Raw genomic sequence first — 18,569 nt, forward strand, 5'->3', positions numbered from 1 at the left:
ACTTACTTACATAAAGTAAGTTATTTTGAGATAGGGGGCTTGCGAATATGGTTCCATCGTTATTTTTGGCACACGGCTCACCGATGCTTGCGATCGAGCAAACCGACTATACAAGTTTTTTGTCCGAGCTCGGACGTTCGATAAAACCGAAAGCGATCGTGATATTTACGGCTCACTGGGAGCAGGCGGCGACGACCGTTTCGTCGTCCGACGCGGTGTACGACACGATTTACGACTTCGGCGGTTTTCCCGATGAGCTGTACCGGATCAAGTATCCGGCACGGGGCTCGGCGATTGTGGCCGGCATCGTCAAGGACCGTTTGACGGCGGCGAAAATTGCGGTTGCAGAGGATACGTCTAGAGGACTCGATCACGGCTCCTGGACGCTGCTTCACCGGATGTATCCGGCCGCAGACATTCCGGTTGTACAAGTATCGGTGAATCCGTATTTGGCGCCGGAGGAGCAGTACCGGATCGGCGAGGCGCTTAAGGGGCTTGGCAGTGAAGACATTCTCGTCATCGGCAGCGGCGTAACCGTCCATAATTTGCGCATCATCAAATGGGGGCAGAAAACGCCCGAGTCGTGGGCGGTCGAATTCGACGACTGGCTGCTCGAGAAGTTTGAACAGGGAGACAACGGCTCGTTATTCGCCTATGCGGACAAGGCGCCGCACGGCCGGCTCGCGGTGCCGAGAGCGGAGCATTTCGTCCCGCTGTTTATCGCCATGGGCAGCGGCGATCCGGCGCGGAAGCCGGAGGTTATTCACCGCAGCTACGACATGGGGACGCTCAGCTATTTGTGTTTGAAGTTTTGATCCGCGTTTTGGCCCTCGCTCCCTTTCTTCATGGAAGGAGCGGGGGCTTTCGTTTGCACCAATGAGGCGTTCATGCTCGAAAAAAGGCGGTAGTCGATTTTACTGCGAATTGTCGCTGTCGTCTGTCTCTTCCTTCTCCGCTTGTTTCCGGTGGGCGATCCGGCTGCTTGCGGCTGCGGCAAGGGCGCCGACGATATCGTCGAGGAACGTGTGGACGTCTTTTCCGTTTTTTTCGTTCAGCCGCTTCAGAATGCCGGGCTTCAATTTGTCGATATAGCCGAAGTTGGTGTAGCCGATACTGCCGTATACGTTCACGATCGCAAGCGACAGCACTTCGTCGCAGCCGTACAAGCCCTCGTCGCGAAAAACGATTTCCTGCAGCGGCGAGAGCAGCTTGCCCTGTTCGGCCAGCAAATCGAGCTGGATGCCGGTGAGAATCGCGTTCTGCACCTCCCGTTTGGACAGCACCCTTTCGACCGACTCGATGCATTCCTCCATCGTCAGCTTGGGAAAGTAATCCTTCTGCAAAAATAGGACCAGTTCTCCGATTTCCTTTTTGTCGACCCCGCGCTCGCGAAGCAGCCTTGCGGTTGCCTCCGCCACTTTGTCGCTTTCCAGATTGTCGATCATGACCCGAATCCCTCCGCTTTCTAAATCGATTGTTTCTTCATAGAAGCTTTTCTTTCATTCTTGCCCAAGCTTGCAGGTTTCAACACATAAATTGGAGGAGGGCTCGTATACATAGTAGTACAAGATCGTAAAGGAGGATTCCTATGAGATTGACCAAATGGACCAAGTGGGCTGCCATAGCCGGGGTCACCGTCATCCTGGCATCCGGATGCTCGGCGCTGAAGCCGAAGGAAAGCCAGCAAATCGATCCGCCGCAAAATGCAGTCGGCCAAGGAAGCAAGGAGGCAAGCACCGTTCCCGCAGGCGCGGCCGTACAGAATGGCCCGAAGGTGACGATGTATATGAAGGACAAAAACAACTACGTGACGCCGGTAACGGTGCAAATTCCGAAAAATACGGTGTCGGTCGCCCGGACGACGCTGGAGTACATGGTTGAGGGCGGAGCGGGCGAGGCGCTGGCGCCGACCGGCTTCAAAGGCGTGCTGCCTAAAGGGACCGCTATTAAAGGGCTGGACATCAACACGGAAAAAAAAGTGGCCACTGTTGACTTTTCCAAAGAATTTACAAACTATAATGCCGCTGACGAGCGTAAAATATTGGAATCCGTTACTTGGGCGCTAACCGGTTTTCCGAACGTAAACGAAGTGGTCATCTGGGTCGATGGCAAGGAGTTGAAGGAGATGCCCAAAGGCCGTCTGCCGATCAGCGGATCGCTCAGCCGGACGATGGGCATCAACGTGGAGAAGGCGGAAGGGGCCGACTTCGGACAAACGACGCCGGTTACGCTTTATTTCCTCGGGCAGACGAATGCGCGTGAAAGCTATTACGTGCCGGTGACCCGGATGATCATGCGGACCGACGATAAAGCGAAGGCGACCATGGAGCAACTGATCGCCGGGCCGAAGAACGGCGGCTTGTTCTCGGTTTTGAGCAGTACCGTGGATGTGCCGAAGGTGGACGCGGCGAACGGGCTCATTACCGTCAACTTTACGGATTCGCTGCTCGGGCCGGATCATAAGGCGCCCGGCGAAGCGCTGCAATCGGTCGTTCTGTCGCTTACGGAGCTCGCCAGCGACGCGAAGGTGCAGATTATGGTCGGCGGCGACGTCAAAGTAAGCGCAAGCGACAATCAGAGCTACAGCAAGCCGGTATCCCGTCCGACCGAGGTTAATGCGATCAAGCTGTGACGGTTTCGGCTGTATGAACAAAAACGGCTGTCCGCGGATTTCGATCCGCCGGGCGGCCGTTTTGTTCTGTTTCTGTCATTGCTTGTAACCGCACATTCTTGATATGATACGTGAAGGGCCGGGCGGACCGGTTCCTTTTCTTTGAAAGGTTTGGTAAAATAAGGTACGTACATTACGGGCAACAACAGACGGGAGGCCGACATGAGAAGCGATGGAAGACAGTTCGAGGAAACTAGGGCCGTTACGATAACGCCCAACTACATAAAGCACGCCGAAGGCTCTGTTTTGATCGAGGTAGGCGAGACGAAAGTGATATGCACCGCTTCGATCGAAGAGAAAGTTCCGCCCTTTATGAAGGGGCAGGGGCGCGGCTGGATTACCGCCGAATATTCGATGCTACCGCGGGCGACGCAGGTGCGCAACCAGCGCGAAGCGGCCAAAGGCAAAATCGGCGGCCGGACGATGGAAATTCAGCGTCTGATCGGACGGGCTCTGCGCTCGGTCGTCAGCCTGGAGGCGCTGGGAGAGAGGACGATTACGCTCGACTGCGACGTTATTCAGGCGGACGGCGGGACGCGTACGACTTCCATTACCGGCTCGTTCGTGGCGTTGTGTTATGCGGTGAACAAGCTGCTTCAGAACCACAAGCTGTCCAAATCGCCGATTACCGATTATTTGGCTTCCGTTAGCGTCGGCATCGTTAAAAATAGGGTATGTCTGGACCTGAACTACGAAGAAGATTCCCAGGCCAAGGTTGATATGAACGTTGTCATGACCGGACTTGGCAAATTCGTGGAAGTGCAGGGAACCGGCGAAGAGGCGCCGTTTAGCCGGGAGGAGCTGGACGCGCTGCTTGCTTCGGCCGAAATCGGCATCCGCTCGATGATTGATAAGCAGAAGGAAGCGCTTGGGCCGCTTACCGCGATCGTAGGAGGGAACAGCGGTGCCGTTTCCGGGAACAAATAAAACGCTGATCATCGCCACGCGCAACAAGGGTAAAACGCGCGAGTTCGCAGCTCTGTTCGAACCGCTCGGGATTACGGTGCATAGCTTGAACGATTATCCGCAAGTTCCGGATATCGTAGAGGACGGCGCTACATTTGCGGATAATGCGTTCATCAAAGCGCGTACGGTATCGGAGCTGTTCGGCTCTCCGGCGCTGGCCGACGATTCCGGCCTGTGCGTGGACAAGCTGGACGGGAGACCGGGCGTGTATTCGGCGCGTTATGCGGGAGAAGGCGCCAGCGATGAGAGCAACAACGCCAAGCTGCTTGGCGAGCTGAACGCGCTTGAGGCAGCGGGAGAGCTGCAGGCGCAAACGGCGTCCGCAGGCGGAAGGGAAGTACGGCTGCTCAGCGGTGCGCGCTTCGTCTGCGCCCTCGCTTTATGCGTGCCGGGGGAGCCGCCGGTCATAGTAGAAGGCGCATGCGAAGGCTTCGTTGCCGATTCGCCGGTTGGCTCCGGCGGGTTCGGCTATGACCCTCTCTTTTATGTGCCGGCTTACGGTGCCACAATGGCAGAACTGCCGATGGAGACGAAAAACGCAATCAGCCACCGCGCGTTGGCGCTCCGCAGGCTTAGGGAGCGGCTCGGCGATTCGGCGGCGAGGTGAAAGTCGCGTCAAAATGAACAGCACCCCATACAGTGATGCTAACGAAACAGAATCTGTTTCGCCAGCCCATCCTGTAGGGGGTGCTTCTCGTTTTCCGGCATTCCGCTAAACAGACTTACCGAATCGATACGCGGTATTCCCGCATCCACGCATCGAGCTGCCCGATATAGGCGAACAGCTGCGGACCGGACATAAGCTGCCCGAACCACGGCAAATCCATCGTCGCCGCATCCAATGCCGTGAGCCGTCTTAAGTGATCGACGTTCAGCAGCGGCAGAACGGGGGAGGAAGGATCGTCCAGGATTTGCTGCACCCACGCTCGCGTCGCCGCCAAATAGTTCGGGTTGTGCGTTTTCGGATACGGGCTTTTTTTGCGCGTCAGCACGTCGTCCGGCAAAATCCCCTTCAGCGCCTTGCGCAAAATGCCTTTTTCCCGGTAGCCCGACGTTTTGATTTCCCACGGAACGTTCCACATGTACTCGACGAGCCGGTGATCGCAGTAGGGCACCCGCACCTCGAGCCCGACCGCCATGCTCATCCGGTCTTTGCGGTCCAGCAGCGTCGGCATGAAGCGGGTGATATTCAAATACGACATTTCCCTCATTCGTCTGACGATGCCGGTTTCGCCGGACAGATGCGGCACCTCGTCCAGCGCCTGCCGGTAGCGCTCATCCAAATATTCGCGAGGGCGCAGCCAATCGGCCGTTTCCTTCGACAATAGATCCGAGCGGATGTTTGCCGACAGCGACCAGGGGAACGTATCGGCATTCAGCGATTCTTCGCGGTGAAACCATGGGTAGCCGCCGAATATTTCGTCGGCTGCTTCCCCGGACAGCGCTACTGTAGCCCCTTTTTTAATTTCCCGGCAAAATAAATACAGCGAGCCGTCCACATCGGCCATGCCGGGCAAATCGCGCGCCCGCATCGCGTCCAGCAGCGAACCGAACAGCTCCGGCGTGTCGAAGAAGACGCTGTGATGGGCTGTGCCGAGCTCCTGCACCATTCTGTCGATCCAAGGGCTATCTGCGTTCGGCTGAAAGACGTTCGCCTTGAAATGCTTGTCGTTATCGATATAATCGACGGAATACGTATCGATGACGCCCTGGCCGGTGCGGTTGTAATATTGAACGGCTATGGCCGTAAGCGCGCTGGAATCGAGGCCGCCGGACAATAGCGTGCATACCGGCACGTCGGACATCAGCTGTCTTTCCACCGTGTCGATCAGCAGCGCGCTAATATGCGCCGCCGTAGCTTCGATGTTCTCCTCGTGAGGCTTGCTCTCCAGCTTCCAGTACGTGCGGACCGAAACGCCGGAACGGTCGACGATCATGAAGTGACCGGGTTTTAATTCGGACATATGGCTGTATATGCCGTGGCCCGGCGTTCGCGCCGGCCCGATAACTAGCAGCTCCGCCAGCCCTTCGCGGCCGATCTCGGCAGGAAATTCGGGATGGGCGAGAATTGCCTTCGGCTCCGAGCCAAAGGCGAATAAACCGTCCCGCTGAGCATAAAACAGCGGCTTTACGCCAAGCCGGTCTCTGGCGAGAAATAACGATTGTTCCTCGCTGTTCCAGACGGCGAAGGCGAATATGCCGTTCAGCCGGTCCAGACACGCGCGCCCCCATTCCATGTACGACACGAGCAGCACCTCGGTATCGCAGTGGGTAGCAAACATGTAGCCGCGTCCCTCGAGCTCCTTCCGCAGCTCCGGCGCATTATAAAGCTCCCCGTTGTACACGATCGTGAACGTTACCTCTTCCTTCGACCGGGTCATCGGCTGCGCCCCGCCTGCAGGATCCATGACGCTCAGCCTGCGATGACCGAGCGCGCAATGCCGGGAAATCCACGTGCCGGCTGCGTCCGGACCGCGGAGCGCCATCGTCTCGGTCATGTCGATAAGCACGGATGAATGCTGAGTCAGGTCGTTTCGCCAATCGATCCATCCCGTTATACCGCACATTTCACTTCATCCCCTCGTTAGTAAGCTTTGCAGAAAAAGAAAAACGTCTTTCGACGTCGGATCACCAAATAAAGCTTTTGCCCGCTTCACCGGTCCGGCAGCTCGATGAAAAGCTCTACATTCATCGTATGCGCCCCGGCCCTCGTTCATGTCTGCCTGGGCGCGCATTCATGGATTTTACAAAAAATGAGCACAATGTTCATAGGAAGAAGGACGAAAGCCTTCCATACATATCGGCCGTGAGGGGTGGTAGATTGGGCAGCATCATCCGTTTTTCGCTATCGAACAAATTTGCCATACTGATTTTGACGCTGATCGTTACGGCGGCGGGCATCGTGGCGGCGCTAAGCATGAAGAAGGAGACGATTCCGAATATCGACGTCCCGTTCCTGACCGTATCCGCCGTATTGCCCGGAGCGGCCCCGCAGGAAGTGGCGGAAAAGCTGAGCGGCCCGCTCGAGCAAAGCATCAAAAATTTGAAAGGCGTGGACACGGTTACTTCGACCTCGATGGAGAACGTAGCTTCTCTGTTCGTCGAATACGGATACGGCATCAACATGAACGATGCCGAGAACGAGCTGCGCCGCACGCTCGACAGCTTCGCGAAGCCGAAGGGCACGCAAAACATCAACGTCTCCCGCATAAGCTTGAACGACTTTCCCGTCGTTTCGCTTAGCGTCTCCGGCGAGCAGATGAAGCTGGAAGAGCTGACCCGACTGGTCGAGCAGCAGCTGAAGCCGTCTCTGGAAGGAATCGAGGGGGCGGGAACGATAAGCGTCTCCGGTCAATATTCGCAGGAAGTGCAGATCGATTTCAACCGGGACAAAATGAACTCGCTATCCATTAGCGCCGATACGGTGAAAGGCCTCATTCAGGGCTCGGCGATCCAGGTGCCGCTTGGGCTGTTCGAAATGGAAAACGCCGAAAAAACGGTCGTCGTGGACGGCAATATTCACACGCTTGAAGATTTGAAGCAGCTCACGATCCCCGTTATCCCCTCTGCGGGAGGAGCTGCCGGAACGGGCGGGGGAACGCCGGCTATGCCAGAGGCGCTTTCGCTATCAGGCCTCGGACTGGGGATTCCCGCACGCCCCTTGCCGGGACTGGACGCAGCCCGTATGCTGGCGGAGGCAGCCGGCACAGATGCGGATGCGGAGCCCTTGGACTTTGCCGAGCTGGAGATGGCCGCCGCTGCGAACATTCCGACGGTTAAGCTGTCCGACATCGCGGATGTGAGGCTGGTCGGCAAAGCCGAGTCGATCTCGCGAACGAACGGCAAGGAGTCGATCGGCATCAACGTCACCAAATCGTCCGAAGCCAATACGGTCGACGTAGTGAACGCCGTCAAAGCGAAGGCGAAGTTATTCGAAGCCGATCATCCGGGCGTGCAGGCGCTCGTTATGCTCGATCAAGGGAAACCGATCGAGGAGTCGGTCAGCACGATGCTGAACAAAGCGATATTCGGGGCGATTTTTGCGATTATCGTTATCATGCTGTTTCTGCGCAATATCCGGACGACGATGATCTCGATCGTCTCGATTCCGCTGTCGCTGCTCATTGCCCTTGCGGTGCTGAAGCAAACGGGAATTACACTGAATGTGATGACGCTAGGGGCGATGACGGTGGCGATCGGCCGGGTCGTCGACGATTCGATCGTCGTTATCGAGAATAATTACCGGCGAATGAGTCTTCGTTCGGAGCAGCTTACCGGCATGGCGCTAATACAGGACGCCACGAAAGAAATGTTTCTTCCGATCTTGTCCTCGACCTTGGTGACGATCGCCGTTTTCCTGCCTCTCGGTCTCGTCAGCGGACCGATCGGCCAGCTGTTTATGCCGTTTGCGCTGACGATGGTATACGCGCTGCTCGCCTCGCTGCTTGTCGCCATTACGGTCGTGCCCGCTCTGGCTCATTTCATGTTCCGGAGAGGACTGAAGAGCAAACGAAGCCACGAAGACAAGCCCGGCGCGATCGCCGGCTTTTACCGCCGCGTACTGAACGGAGCGCTTAATCATAAAGTAATCACCTCGATCGCAGCCGTCGTGCTGCTCGCCGCCAGCCTCGCCCTGTCCGGTCTCGTCGGCGTCAGCTTCCTGCCCGAAGAGGAAGAGAAAAACGTGATGATTACGTACAATCCCGGCCCCGGCAAAAGGCTGGCCGATGCGGAGGCGACCGCGCTTCAGGCGGAGAAGCTGCTCCTGAACCGTCCGGGCATCGTGAACCTGCAATATTCGGTCGGCGGGCAAAATCCGATGAGTGTCGGGCCGAGCAAATCCGCTTTGTTTTTCATCCAATACGAAAGCGGAACGACCGGCTTTAAACAAGTAAAGGAAACTTTAATCGCCGATCTGCAAAAGCTGGACACGGCGGGCAAATGGGGGGAGATGGATTTTTCCGGAGGCTTCGGCGGTAATAAGCTCAGTCTGACCGTATTCGGCGATTCCCTGGAGACGATCAAACCGGCCGTCGAACGGATCCGGGACGAGCTGCAAAAGGAGGGCTCCTTCGAAAAGATCGAATCGAGTCTGTCACAGACGTATGAGCAGTACACGATCGTAGCCGACCAGCACAAGCTGAGTTTGGCCGGGCTGACCGCAGCGCAGCTGGCGATGAAGCTGAGTCCGGTACGGGAACGGCCCGTGTTAACTGAAGTGAAGGTCGACCAGAAGTCGTACAAAGTGTATGAGAACATAGAGCAAACCGGCTTTGCTTCGCTTGCAGACATCGAGAATACGAAGCTGGCATCGCCGCTCGGCGTCGAGGTGCCGGTCAAAGAAGTAACGACGATCCGCAAAGGCACGTCCCCGAATACGATTACGCACAAGGACGGACGGCTGTACGTGGAAGTAACGGCTGCTATTATGGCAAAGGACGTCGGACAAGCCTCCTCCATCGCGCAGTCGCGAATCGAGGCGCTTGGACTCGGGAATGGCATTCAAGTTGAATTCGGCGGAGTAACGGAGCAAATTAACAAAACGTTCACCCAGCTCGGCATGGCGATGGCCGCTGCTGTGGCGATCGTTTACCTGCTGCTGGTTATTACGTTCGGCGGCGGCTTGACGCCTTTCGCGATCTTGTTCTCCCTCCCGTTTACGGTCATCGGCGGGCTGGTCGCGCTTTACTTGACCGGCGAGACGATCAGCGCATCGGCGATGATGGGGGCGCTCATGCTGATCGGTATCGTCGTGACGAACGCGATCGTCCTGCTCGACCGTGTGCTGCATAAGGAGCGGGAAGGCGCCAGGACGCGGGAGGCGCTGCTCGAGGCGGGCACGACGCGGCTTCGGCCGATCCTGATGACGGCGCTAGCCACAGTGGGCGCGCTGCTGCCTTTGGCGCTCGGTCTGGAGAGCACGAGCGGCAGTCTGATTTCGAAAGGACTCGGCGTGACGGTCATCGGCGGGCTGATCAGCTCGACGCTTCTGACACTTGTCATTGTGCCGATTGTGTACGAGGTATTGGCGAAGTTTCGCAGGAAGCCGGAGCGGCAGCCGGTGGAGGAATAGAAGCGAAAGCCCCGAGGCTGATCCGGCGAGGATCGCGTGTGCGGGGCTTATCTTTTTGTACATGTTACGCAACGAAGCGCCCCTGGAAACGTAAAACAAACATAAAGGGGGGAGGCACCGTGTTTACAATGGAAGAGAAGGCGTACCTGCTGAAGCTGCTGGCCAAGGAGAAACGGCGAAGCTGGTTCGGACTGAGGAGGACGCCGGAGGTGCACGGCAAGCTGAAGGAAAAGCTGGAGCAGATGATCCGCAACGAGCAGGTCAACCGCCGGCATTTGTAACTATAGGGGAGAAGCTCAAGACTCGGAGTTCGGCGGCTTTTTGCCTCTGGAGGCGGTGGAGAAGTGAATGCCTTTGGCTACGTAATAGATAACGCCGAAAATGACGCCGATACCGGCAAACGTATAAACGATCGTGAACAGTTTGCCAAGCGTCGTGTGCGGGGCAAGCTCGGCTGCGCCGACCGTCGTCAGCGTCATCACACTGAAGAACAGGGCGTCAATCCATGTGAACTGCTCGACCTCGCGGTAAAATAAGGTGCCGGACAGCAGCATAAGCAGGGTGATGATGAACAACGTTCTGAAGTTTTTTTCCTTAAAGGCGTGGAATAAGCCAGTAAGCATTCGTTTCAGAGTAAGCAGAAAAGAAATCATGATTATTGTGCTCCGTTCGCGTTAAGTGTTACCGATAATATAGCCTTCGGAAAGCGGGAAATATGCATGACCGAATAACGCCTCTGGCTGCAGCGTACTCCGCCGTATGCGAGAGGCGCGTCGTTTTTCCGTTCTATAGCCGTTCCGAATCTTTCTTCTGCTGCATACTCAGCAGCCCCTCTATTTCGTATACATACGATCCGTTGTCGGCAACCCGAAGGCTGGCATACCCTTTCTTGCGCAGATCTTCCAAAATCCGGCTCGCTTCGTCCATACTCAGGTCGGAGGCGATCGCGATCTCCATCGGCGTAACGAGTCCCTGGTTTTGCGCAGCGATGCGAAGCACGATTTTTTCGGCGTTTTCCCGATCGTCCGGTTCGTTTTGCTTTGTCACCTGCTCCTGCGACGGCGGCGGAGAATGGGGGGCGCTCTTTTTGTTTATCCAATATGCGACGGCAGCGGCGGCAGCGATAATCAGAAACCACGCGTATCTGGATAGCGGGCCGAAAAAGGCTGCGAGACCAACAAATCCGCAAATCACAATCGCACAGCCGATATAGGAGTTACCCTTTTTAAACATGGCGCTCGACTCCTCGATGATTCTTGGACTACTATACTATACGGGCAGCGATTGCCATAGTTGCGGCGGAAAAGAAAGAAGAAGCCGGGATCGCTCCCGCTTCTTCTGTGCTGCCTATAATATAAAAGTCTAGGTCACTTCGCTCCTGCTTCTGTCAGCGTACGAACCATCTCCGTATAGCCCCTGTTCTTGGCATGCTGGAGCGGGGTAACACCCTGGGAGTCGGCCAAGCTCACATTCGCTCCATGAGCAATGAGCAGCTTGACGATTTCCTGATGCCGGCTGCCGCCGTCGCCGAGAATGACAGCTTCCAGCAGCGCGGTCCAGCCCAAGTTGTTGACATGGTCGATCGCGACGTCGGAATGCTCCAGCAGCTCCTTGACGATCTCTACATGGCCCCGGTCCGCTGCTGGGATGAGCGCAGTTCCTCCGAAACGATTCGTCAGCTTCGTATCCGCCTTGGCCGCGATCGCCGCCTTGACGAAATCGAGCAAGCCTTCCGCGCCTGCATACAGCAGCGGATTGTCCGAGCGGTCGTCGCGGATGTTGATGTTCGCGCCTTTTTCCACCAGCAAGTTGAACACGGCCAGCTGTTTCGTGTGCACGGCGATCATGGCTGAAGTCCGGCCACGGTCATCCGTCGCATCAATATCCGCGCCGTCCGCGAGCAGCTTGATTATCGCTTCCTTGTCTCCTTGCTCGGCTGCCGCGAGCAGCGACTGATTCCGCTTGTCCATTTCCCGGTTCTCCGTATGGGTCGCATGCTGCTCTTTGTTCACCAGCAGGTTGTCGTAGTCGCAGCCGGACAATACGAGGGCGAGCGCCAATACCGAAAGTCGCAGCATGACGACCCACTCCTTTCCGCTGTCGTTAATCTTAACTTACTTCGTCGTGAGTGTGAGCGGGGCCGCTGCCGTCGCCCATGCTCCTACCGGCGCTACCGTATAGGTCGTTCCCGCTGCAAGCTTGCTGTTCTGGGTCAGATCGAACACGCCGACGGCTCCTTTGCGGCTCGAGTACCGGTACGATGCATTAAGCTTGTCGCCGTTCGGAGCCGTCAATTGCACGCTGCGGCCCGAGAACAGCTCGTCGCCCGGATCGGCGGACAAGGCAACCTCGATCGAAGTTTCGTTACCTGCAGTTGCTCCTGCAAGCTGCAGGGAGGCGATTTCTTTGGCCACGAACGACGGATTTGCAATGTTCGTCCAATCGGACGTGACGGTATACTTGACTCCCGGCGTGAGCGATTGCCCTTCCGGCAGACGGAATTTCGGCTCTTGCTTGCCGTCGGTCGATTGGGTGAACGGTACATATTTGGCTACGATCGGTTGTCCGCCCTCCGGCGTAATCGTCACTTCTCTCGCCTGCATCGAAGAGATAACCTGGAATTTGCGGCCATCGGCTGTATGGTCCTCGCCCAGAACGAAAGCATTGTTCCCGCGTCCGGCGCTGTATGCCGAGATGACGTATCCGTAATCGACGACGCCGTTTGCTTTCAGCGCCTCGAGCTCAAACGTATCGTTCGTAACTTGGCTAGCCCCGGTCGTGTCGAGCTTGGTTCCATTGCCTGTGAAAGTGCCGGCCTGTTTGCCGCGATACGTCAATTGGTAGTTCGTGCCTGCCTTCTGAACGGACGTAGGAACGATGTATGTTGCGATCGAACCCGTTTTCAGGCGCGGCATGTTCGTAAGCGTCAGACCGTCATTGAAGGCGAAATCTTCCTTTGCTTTGGCGAACAGCTCGTTATCGGCGGTCAGCGGGGCGTCCAAGGTAACGATCAGTGTAATAGCATTCAGCGACTGAACGCTAGTGATGTTTGCTTCGGCGGAAGGAATCGCCTGATGGGCTGTGTTCAGCACATAGGAGGTCTCGCCGCGGGATGCCGCTTCGCTTGCCGAGTAGTAGGCGCCCATCCAGCTGTTTACCGATTTCACGTCGCGTTTCAGCGCTTTGGCTACGATCTGTACGAGCTCCGCGTCCGTGACGGTCCCTTGCGGATTAAATTTCCCGTCTTTCGCCTCCATGATGCCGAGCGATACGAGGGTGGCGGCATATTGGGAGTACCAGGCGTCCGGTGCGACATCCGAAAGCGAAGTGGTTGCCTTCGGATCGGCAGCGAGTCCGAACGTATGGACGATCATTTTCGCCAGCTCGGCGCGGCTTACGGCTGTATTTTCGCGGATCGAGTGGTCTTCGTACCCGTCCAGTACTCCGAGGCGGATCAGGTTTTCTACGGCTGTGCGGATCGAAGCATCGGCAGTCGTGAGCGTAGCCGTCACAGCTGCGATACTTACGTCCGCCGCCTGCGCTTTTGTAACGGCGAAAGGCACGGAACCGGCGCCCAGAACGGCTGCGAGAAGCAGTGCTGCTGCTTTATTGGAAACTTTCAATACTTTTTTCATAACGAATTCCTCCCTGGTGGATGTAGGTTTGCTTGCCCTGTTTCGTTCTACATTCCCTATAGTACAGGAGAGAAATAAATTGCCGAGAAACGCCCGGTTAACCGTTTCTTAAAAGGTTATTAAGAAAGTATAAACAAACTACACCGAAAACCGGTAGCCGGCTCCCCACACCGTTTCGATGTATTGCGGGTTGGACGGGTCGGCTTCGATCTTTTCCCGCAGCTTGCGGATATGGACGGTTACTGTGGCGATGTCGCCGTTCGAATCCATGCCCCAGATGCTCTCAAACAAGTTTTCTTTGCTAAACACCCGGTTCGGATGCTGAGCCAGAAATTCTAGTAGCGCAAACTCCCGCGACGTGATCGCGATTTCCCGGTCATTCACGAACACCCGCCGGGACGCCTTCTCGATGAGTAGCCCCCGGATGCGGATCGATTCCTGCTTTTGCGCCGGTTCCTGCTTGCCGAGCAGCCGCTCGTACCGGGTCATATGCGCCTTCGCCCGGGCGACGATTTCGCTCGGACTGAACGGCTTCGTAATATAATCGTCGGCGCCGAGATTAAATGCGCGGATTTTATCGATTTCCTCTTTTTTCGCCGAAATGATCAGAATCGGAACTTCCTTCGCCTCGCGAATGCGCCGGCACAGCTCGAAGCCGTCCATCCCCGGAAGCTGCAGATCGATAATGATCAGGTTATAGGTTCCCTCCAGGGCAAGCTTCAGCCCGTCGTCGCCTCTGTGGCACAAATCGGCCGCATAACCGTTTAGTTCGAAATAATCCCGCTCCAGTTGGGCGATTGACGTTTCGTCTTCAATGATAAGTATCCGGGTCACGTGCGGTTCGCTGCCTCCTTATCGTCTGTTGTCCGTCTTAGTGTGAAATAAACGCTCGTGCTGCTGCCAAGCTCGCTGTTTACCCCTATGCGGCCCCCGTGCCCTTCGACGATTTGCCGGGCGATCGCAAGACCGAGTCCGCTTCCCCCGGTCGAGGTGTTTCGCGAAGGTTCCGCCCGGTAAAACCGTTCAAAAATATACGGGACCGCTTCTTCCGGAATGCCCGGACCGTTGTCCCGAATTTCGACCTCTGCCATTTCGGTATCTGGCCGGACCGAGAGGAGGATTCGTTTTTCCGGCTTGTCCATATATTTCGCCGAGTTTCCGATTACGTTCAGCACGGTCCGTTTGATCTGCTCCGGATCGGCCATCACCGGCACCGCGGTTTTCGGCTTGTCTTGCCAAGCGATGTCGATCTGCTGCTTCTCCAGGTCGTACCGAAGTTCCTCAATACAATCGTCCAGAAACGAAACGATGTCGATCGGCTCCAGCCTGAACGACACTTGCTTCAAATCGAGCTTGGAGTAAAGAAATAGCTCATCGACCAATTTATCCAGATCGACCGCCTTTGTATAAATGGTATCTACGTATTTGGCCATTTTGTCCGGCGTGTTCGCCACCCCGTCGCGGATGCCTTCAATATAACCTTTAATCGTCGTGATCGGCGTTCGCAGATCGTGGGAGATGTTGGAGATCAGCTCCTTGCGGCTCTCCTCGTCCCGCAGCCGCAGCTCGACCGATTGCTGGAGGCGCTGCCTCATGCTCTCGAACGATTCGTTGAGCTGTCCGATCTCGCCGCTTTCGCGCAGGTCGAGCGCGAACTGGAGATCGCCTTCCTTGATTCGTTCGGCCGATTTGCGCAGCACGTTTAGCGGCTTGACTACGCTTCGCGTCAGCCAGCGGTACAGCAGCATATTGGCGATGACGAGCACTCCGATGAGCAGGATCGAAAGAATCGGCAGCAGCCTGCGCGACAGCTCCGCAAACGGGCTGCGTTCGCGGATGACGAACACGCCGCCTTTGGCCCCGTCCGAATATTTGAAATCGAACTTGGCATAAGCGTAGAAGCGTTCCCCGATGTTAAACGTATTGCGGATCTGATTGTTGTCCAGATCGTAAGCCGGCAGCGCGTGCTGCAGCTCCGGCTGATTGATCGTGTACGATTCGAACACGGGATTGCTTTCCCGGCGGACGAACAATCCCGCTCTTACGGTGCGGAGCTTGAAGTCGTAATCGGCCAGCAGTTGTTTGTCGAGCAGTTTGTCCGGCTCGTTTTTGGCCATATATTTCAGCTCCAGGAAGATGGATTCCTCCTGCTGGGTGAGCGGGTTCAGCTGATAATGCACTTTGTAAAAATCGCGGACGCCGCGTATGTCGCCCGTAAAGGCGATCGTAAACAGGGCGGCGCTCAGCACGAACATGAGCAGGCTGATGACGAGCATGCCTGTAAAGGATAAGAGCAGTTTGATGCGTATGGACATGATCCCCGCCTCGCTTTCGAGCAAGCCGCCAAAGGGATGGACGGCGTTACCTCCTATAGTAGCAGATCGGCGGGCAAACGCGTAACACCGATTCCGGTAAAGTTTGTCTCGGGAAAAACTGTTACACCTGCCAAACACAATTGTGGCTGCCAAATACGGTTAGTCTGCGCCAATACTGTTTCTCTAGACCCACTCGATATTCGTCGGTTATCCTATGTGGAGTAAATCTTACGCACAGGGAGAATTACGCGTGTGGACCTGTATAACCAATTGGAGCAGGGAGAGAAGGGCGCATGGCTGAGCATTGTCGTCTATGTGATCTTGTCCGTGCTGAAACTGACGGTCGGTTATTTGTTTTACTCCGAGGCTTTGCGAGCGGACGGCTTGAACAATACGACCGATATCATCGCTTCCGTTGCTGTGCTCGTAGGCCTGCGAATTTCGCGGAAACCGCCCGATCGCAATCATAAATACGGCCATTTTCGGGCCGAAACGATCGCTACTTTAGTCGCATCGTTTATTATGGCGGCTGTAGGCATACAAGTTTTGATTCAGGCGGTGTTGACTTTTTTTGAGGACTCGATTCGCACGCCGAATATGGTGACCGCCTGGACGGCGCTTTTCTGCGGGATGGTTATGTTTGCGGTGTACCGGTACAATCTGGCGCTGGCCAAACGAACGAACAGCAGCGCCGTAATGGCGGCCGCTCAAGACAATCGCTCCGACGCATTAGTCAGCTTGGGGGCGTTTCTCGGGATACTCGGTACGCAATTCGGCCTGAACTGGCTCGATCCGCTTGCGGCGACGGCTGTCGGGGCTGTCATTTGCAAAACCGCTTTTGATATTTTCCGCGACGCCACCCATTCCTTGTCCGACGGATTTCACGAGAACGAATTGTTTCAGTATAAAAAAACGATACGTAAAACGCCCGGCGTGCAAGAACTGAAGGACATAAAGGCGAGAGCGCACGGCAACTATATCCTGCTCGACGTGACCATACTGGTCGACGAGAAGCTTAGCGTCGCGGAAAGCCACCTGATAACGGAAGACATCGAACGCCGCATGAAGGAGCAGCATCTGATCGAACACGTTCATATTCATATTGAGCCCGTATAGGGAGTGGAAGTGGAGAGGGACACGTTAAAAGCCGAACCGGACACGGACGGAATACCGTGCAAAAAAGTATAAAAAAACGATTGCATTCTCTCTTCCCACGGTGTTATAATGGTCAGCGTATCACAAAAAATGTCCCGGTAGCTCAGCTGGATAGAGCAACGGCCTTCTAAGCCGTCGGTCGGGGGTTCGAATCCCTCCCGGGACGCTAATGTACCCAAACAAGGATCAGCCAACAGGCTGATCCTTGTTGCGTTCCGAGGGATGAGAACCCCCGACGAGGGGGGGACGTCGGAGCTAAGCATCGTGAGCATTGACTTCGCAGTCGCGGCCAAACGCAGGCACAGAAGGGTGCCTGCGAAAAGCGCATCCCTCCCGGGACGTCTTTGGTCCCCAAAAAGTGAAGATAAGCTTCGTAGCTTAGTCCTATTACTTTTTGGGGAGCCCCAAAAACAAAGATCAGCCAACAGGCTGATCTTTGTTGCGTTCCGGGGGATGAGAACCCCCGACGAGGGGGACGTTGTAGGCGAAGCATCGTGAACATTGGCTTTGCAGTCACGGTGGAGAAAGCGCCATAGTCATTTTCCTTAATTTTAGTGTCTTGGGGCATCGGCACTATCAAACTCTTATTCTGTCGAATAATGTAATACAAAGCGAATAGGAGGTGACCGGTATGACCAAAGGATTCGACTGTGCCACCCCGCTCACTGCTGAAATCGTGAAAGCGTTCCGAAACGACGGTTACGAATTTGTTTGCCGTTACTTGGTGCCGACAGGCTGGAAAAGTCTCACCCCGGAAGAGGCGGAGCTGATTAGCACGGGCGGCTTAAACATCGTTTCGGTGTTCGAAACGACGGCCGATCGGGCGCTCGGCGGAAGGGCCGCCGGCCTTGCGGACGGCTTGCTTGCCGCGAATACGGCAAAACAGGTCGGCCAGCCGGAAGGCAGCGCCATTTATTTTGCCGTCGACTTTGACGCTACGAACGCACAAATGCCCGCCGTAATCGAATATATTCGCGCCGCGAGCGAAGCGACGCCGGCATTTTTGACCGGGGTTTACGGCTCTTATGCGGTTATAGAAGCGGTCAAGGCCGCAAGCGCCTGCTCCCGGTTTTGGCAGACGTATGCGTGGAGCTACGGCAAAGTCTCAGATGCCATTCAAATTTTTCAATACGAGAACGATATAACGGTAAACGGGATCGTCATTGACAGGGACGAGTCCTATGGAAACGAAGGCTGGTGGAGCACGGCGCAACCGGATGAGGGGGATGAGACGATGCGACTCGAGCAGTGGCAGTGGAAAATGCTTGGCGATTCGCTTGACGGGTTGTACCACAAAGGGCTGATCAGCGATTACACTTGGGCCGAGAAGGCTTATAAGGGAGTAATGACGGCGTCGGAGCTCGCTTGGCTGAATACGGTCATGCTGGCGAGGGAGAACGGAATCGAAGTTTAAACTAAAGGCCTTTGTGCTTTCTCGGCACAAGGGCTTTAGTTTTCCCGCAATGGAGAGAGGGCGTCGCGCCAACCGCCTGCCGATTTGGTTGAACGGAACGGAAGCGGAACTTCCGCTAATGTGCAGGGAAGAGCGGAGAACGGAGCGATAACGGAAGCAAAAGTTCCTTTATACCAGAAAAAGCGGTCCTACCCCCTAATTATGGAGAATAGCCTGCACAAGCTAGAGCGTTCGCAGTCTTACTTGAAATCTCACGTAATCAGGCTTTAAAGCGCAACTTGGAAGGGGGTTAAGTCTGGCTTCGCAGCGGCGATCCACTCCCGGAACTCCGCCGGCGAGC

16 protein-coding genes and 1 tRNA gene are annotated in these 18,569 nt (G+C 55.9%); 9 read left to right on the plus strand and 8 right to left on the minus strand.

Going from position 1 to position 18,569, the window contains the following annotated elements:
- The first annotated feature begins 47 nt into the window (after positions 1–47).
- Positions 48–815, plus strand: a complete 768-nt coding sequence (locus D7M11_RS09795) for a DODA-type extradiol aromatic ring-opening family dioxygenase (RefSeq protein WP_120747016.1) — start codon at positions 48–50, stop codon at positions 813–815.
- A 99-nt stretch (positions 816–914) separates the two neighbouring features.
- Here the strand turns inward: D7M11_RS09795 and D7M11_RS09800 are convergent, their stop codons facing one another.
- Positions 915–1,445, minus strand: a complete 531-nt coding sequence (locus D7M11_RS09800) for a phosphatidylglycerophosphatase A family protein (RefSeq protein ID WP_120747017.1) — start codon at positions 1,443–1,445, stop codon at positions 915–917.
- A gap of 143 nt (positions 1,446–1,588) precedes the next feature.
- On the opposite strand from D7M11_RS09800, the gene D7M11_RS09805 reads away from it, so the two are divergent.
- The 3 genes from D7M11_RS09805 to D7M11_RS09815 all read left to right on the plus strand — a co-directional run bounded on the left by D7M11_RS09805 (position 1,589) and on the right by D7M11_RS09815 (position 4,244).
- Positions 1,589–2,632, plus strand: a complete 1,044-nt coding sequence (locus D7M11_RS09805; RefSeq protein WP_120747018.1) for a GerMN domain-containing protein — start codon at positions 1,589–1,591, stop codon at positions 2,630–2,632.
- Between the two features lie 201 nt (positions 2,633–2,833).
- A complete protein-coding gene (gene rph, locus D7M11_RS09810; protein ID WP_120747019.1) occupies positions 2,834–3,598 on the plus strand; it encodes a ribonuclease PH in 765 nt (254 codons plus the stop codon).
- The gene (locus D7M11_RS09815) at positions 3,576–4,244 is read left to right on the plus strand and encodes an XTP/dITP diphosphatase (RefSeq protein WP_120747020.1); all 669 of its coding nucleotides are present in this window, start codon (positions 3,576–3,578) and stop codon (positions 4,242–4,244) included. The genes rph and D7M11_RS09815 overlap by 23 nt, the downstream gene beginning before the upstream one ends.
- A gap of 115 nt (positions 4,245–4,359) precedes the next feature.
- On the opposite strand, the gene asnB is transcribed toward D7M11_RS09815, so the two are convergent.
- Positions 4,360–6,204 carry an asparagine synthase (glutamine-hydrolyzing) gene (gene asnB, locus D7M11_RS09820; RefSeq protein WP_120747021.1) on the minus strand — a complete coding sequence of 615 codons (1,845 nt, stop codon included), beginning with the start codon at positions 6,202–6,204 and terminating at the stop codon, positions 4,360–4,362.
- A gap of 254 nt (positions 6,205–6,458) precedes the next feature.
- On the opposite strand from asnB, the gene D7M11_RS09825 reads away from it, so the two are divergent.
- Complete coding sequence (locus tag D7M11_RS09825; RefSeq protein ID WP_120747022.1) at positions 6,459–9,710, plus strand: efflux RND transporter permease subunit; 3,252 nt, start codon at positions 6,459–6,461, stop codon at positions 9,708–9,710.
- 119 nt (positions 9,711–9,829) lie between these two features.
- The gene (locus tag D7M11_RS36365; protein WP_158606540.1) at positions 9,830–9,991 is read left to right on the plus strand and encodes a hypothetical protein; all 162 of its coding nucleotides are present in this window, start codon (positions 9,830–9,832) and stop codon (positions 9,989–9,991) included.
- A 15-nt stretch (positions 9,992–10,006) separates the two neighbouring features.
- Here D7M11_RS36365 and D7M11_RS09830 read toward each other — a convergent pair whose 3' ends face one another.
- The 6 genes from D7M11_RS09830 to D7M11_RS09855 form a co-directional block, all read right to left on the minus strand.
- Positions 10,007–10,363: a potassium channel family protein gene (locus D7M11_RS09830; RefSeq protein WP_120747023.1), complete on the minus strand. Its 357-nt coding sequence runs from the start codon at positions 10,361–10,363 to the stop codon at positions 10,007–10,009.
- A 133-nt stretch (positions 10,364–10,496) separates the two neighbouring features.
- Positions 10,497–10,943 carry a hypothetical protein gene (locus D7M11_RS09835; RefSeq protein ID WP_120747024.1) on the minus strand — a complete coding sequence of 149 codons (447 nt, stop codon included), beginning with the start codon at positions 10,941–10,943 and terminating at the stop codon, positions 10,497–10,499.
- A 134-nt stretch (positions 10,944–11,077) separates the two neighbouring features.
- The gene (locus D7M11_RS09840; RefSeq protein ID WP_120747025.1) at positions 11,078–11,788 is read right to left on the minus strand and encodes an ankyrin repeat domain-containing protein; all 711 of its coding nucleotides are present in this window, start codon (positions 11,786–11,788) and stop codon (positions 11,078–11,080) included.
- A gap of 36 nt (positions 11,789–11,824) precedes the next feature.
- Complete coding sequence (locus D7M11_RS09845; protein WP_120747026.1) at positions 11,825–13,345, minus strand: S-layer homology domain-containing protein; 1,521 nt, start codon at positions 13,343–13,345, stop codon at positions 11,825–11,827.
- A 138-nt stretch (positions 13,346–13,483) separates the two neighbouring features.
- Positions 13,484–14,179 carry a response regulator transcription factor gene (locus D7M11_RS09850; RefSeq protein WP_120747027.1) on the minus strand — a complete coding sequence of 232 codons (696 nt, stop codon included), beginning with the start codon at positions 14,177–14,179 and terminating at the stop codon, positions 13,484–13,486.
- Entirely contained in the window at positions 14,176–15,660 is a 1,485-nt protein-coding gene (locus D7M11_RS09855) for a sensor histidine kinase (protein WP_120747044.1), read from the minus strand. Before D7M11_RS09855 ends, D7M11_RS09850 begins: the two co-directional genes overlap by 4 nt.
- A gap of 252 nt (positions 15,661–15,912) precedes the next feature.
- Here D7M11_RS09855 and D7M11_RS09860 point away from each other — a divergent pair, with 252 nt between their 5' ends.
- The 3 genes from D7M11_RS09860 to D7M11_RS09870 all read left to right on the plus strand — a co-directional run bounded on the left by D7M11_RS09860 (position 15,913) and on the right by D7M11_RS09870 (position 18,229).
- Positions 15,913–16,776, plus strand: coding sequence for a cation diffusion facilitator family transporter (locus tag D7M11_RS09860; protein WP_120747028.1), 864 nt, complete (start codon positions 15,913–15,915; stop codon positions 16,774–16,776).
- 131 nt (positions 16,777–16,907) lie between these two features.
- A tRNA-Arg gene (locus D7M11_RS09865) sits at positions 16,908–16,981 on the plus strand.
- A gap of 465 nt (positions 16,982–17,446) precedes the next feature.
- Complete coding sequence (locus D7M11_RS09870) at positions 17,447–18,229, plus strand: DUF1906 domain-containing protein (protein WP_120747029.1); 783 nt, start codon at positions 17,447–17,449, stop codon at positions 18,227–18,229.
- Positions 18,230–18,569 lie beyond the last annotated feature (340 nt).

The organism is Paenibacillus ginsengarvi (assembly GCF_003626695.1).
Classification (GTDB): Bacteria; Bacillota; Bacilli; order Paenibacillales; family NBRC-103111; genus Paenibacillus_AB; species Paenibacillus_AB ginsengarvi.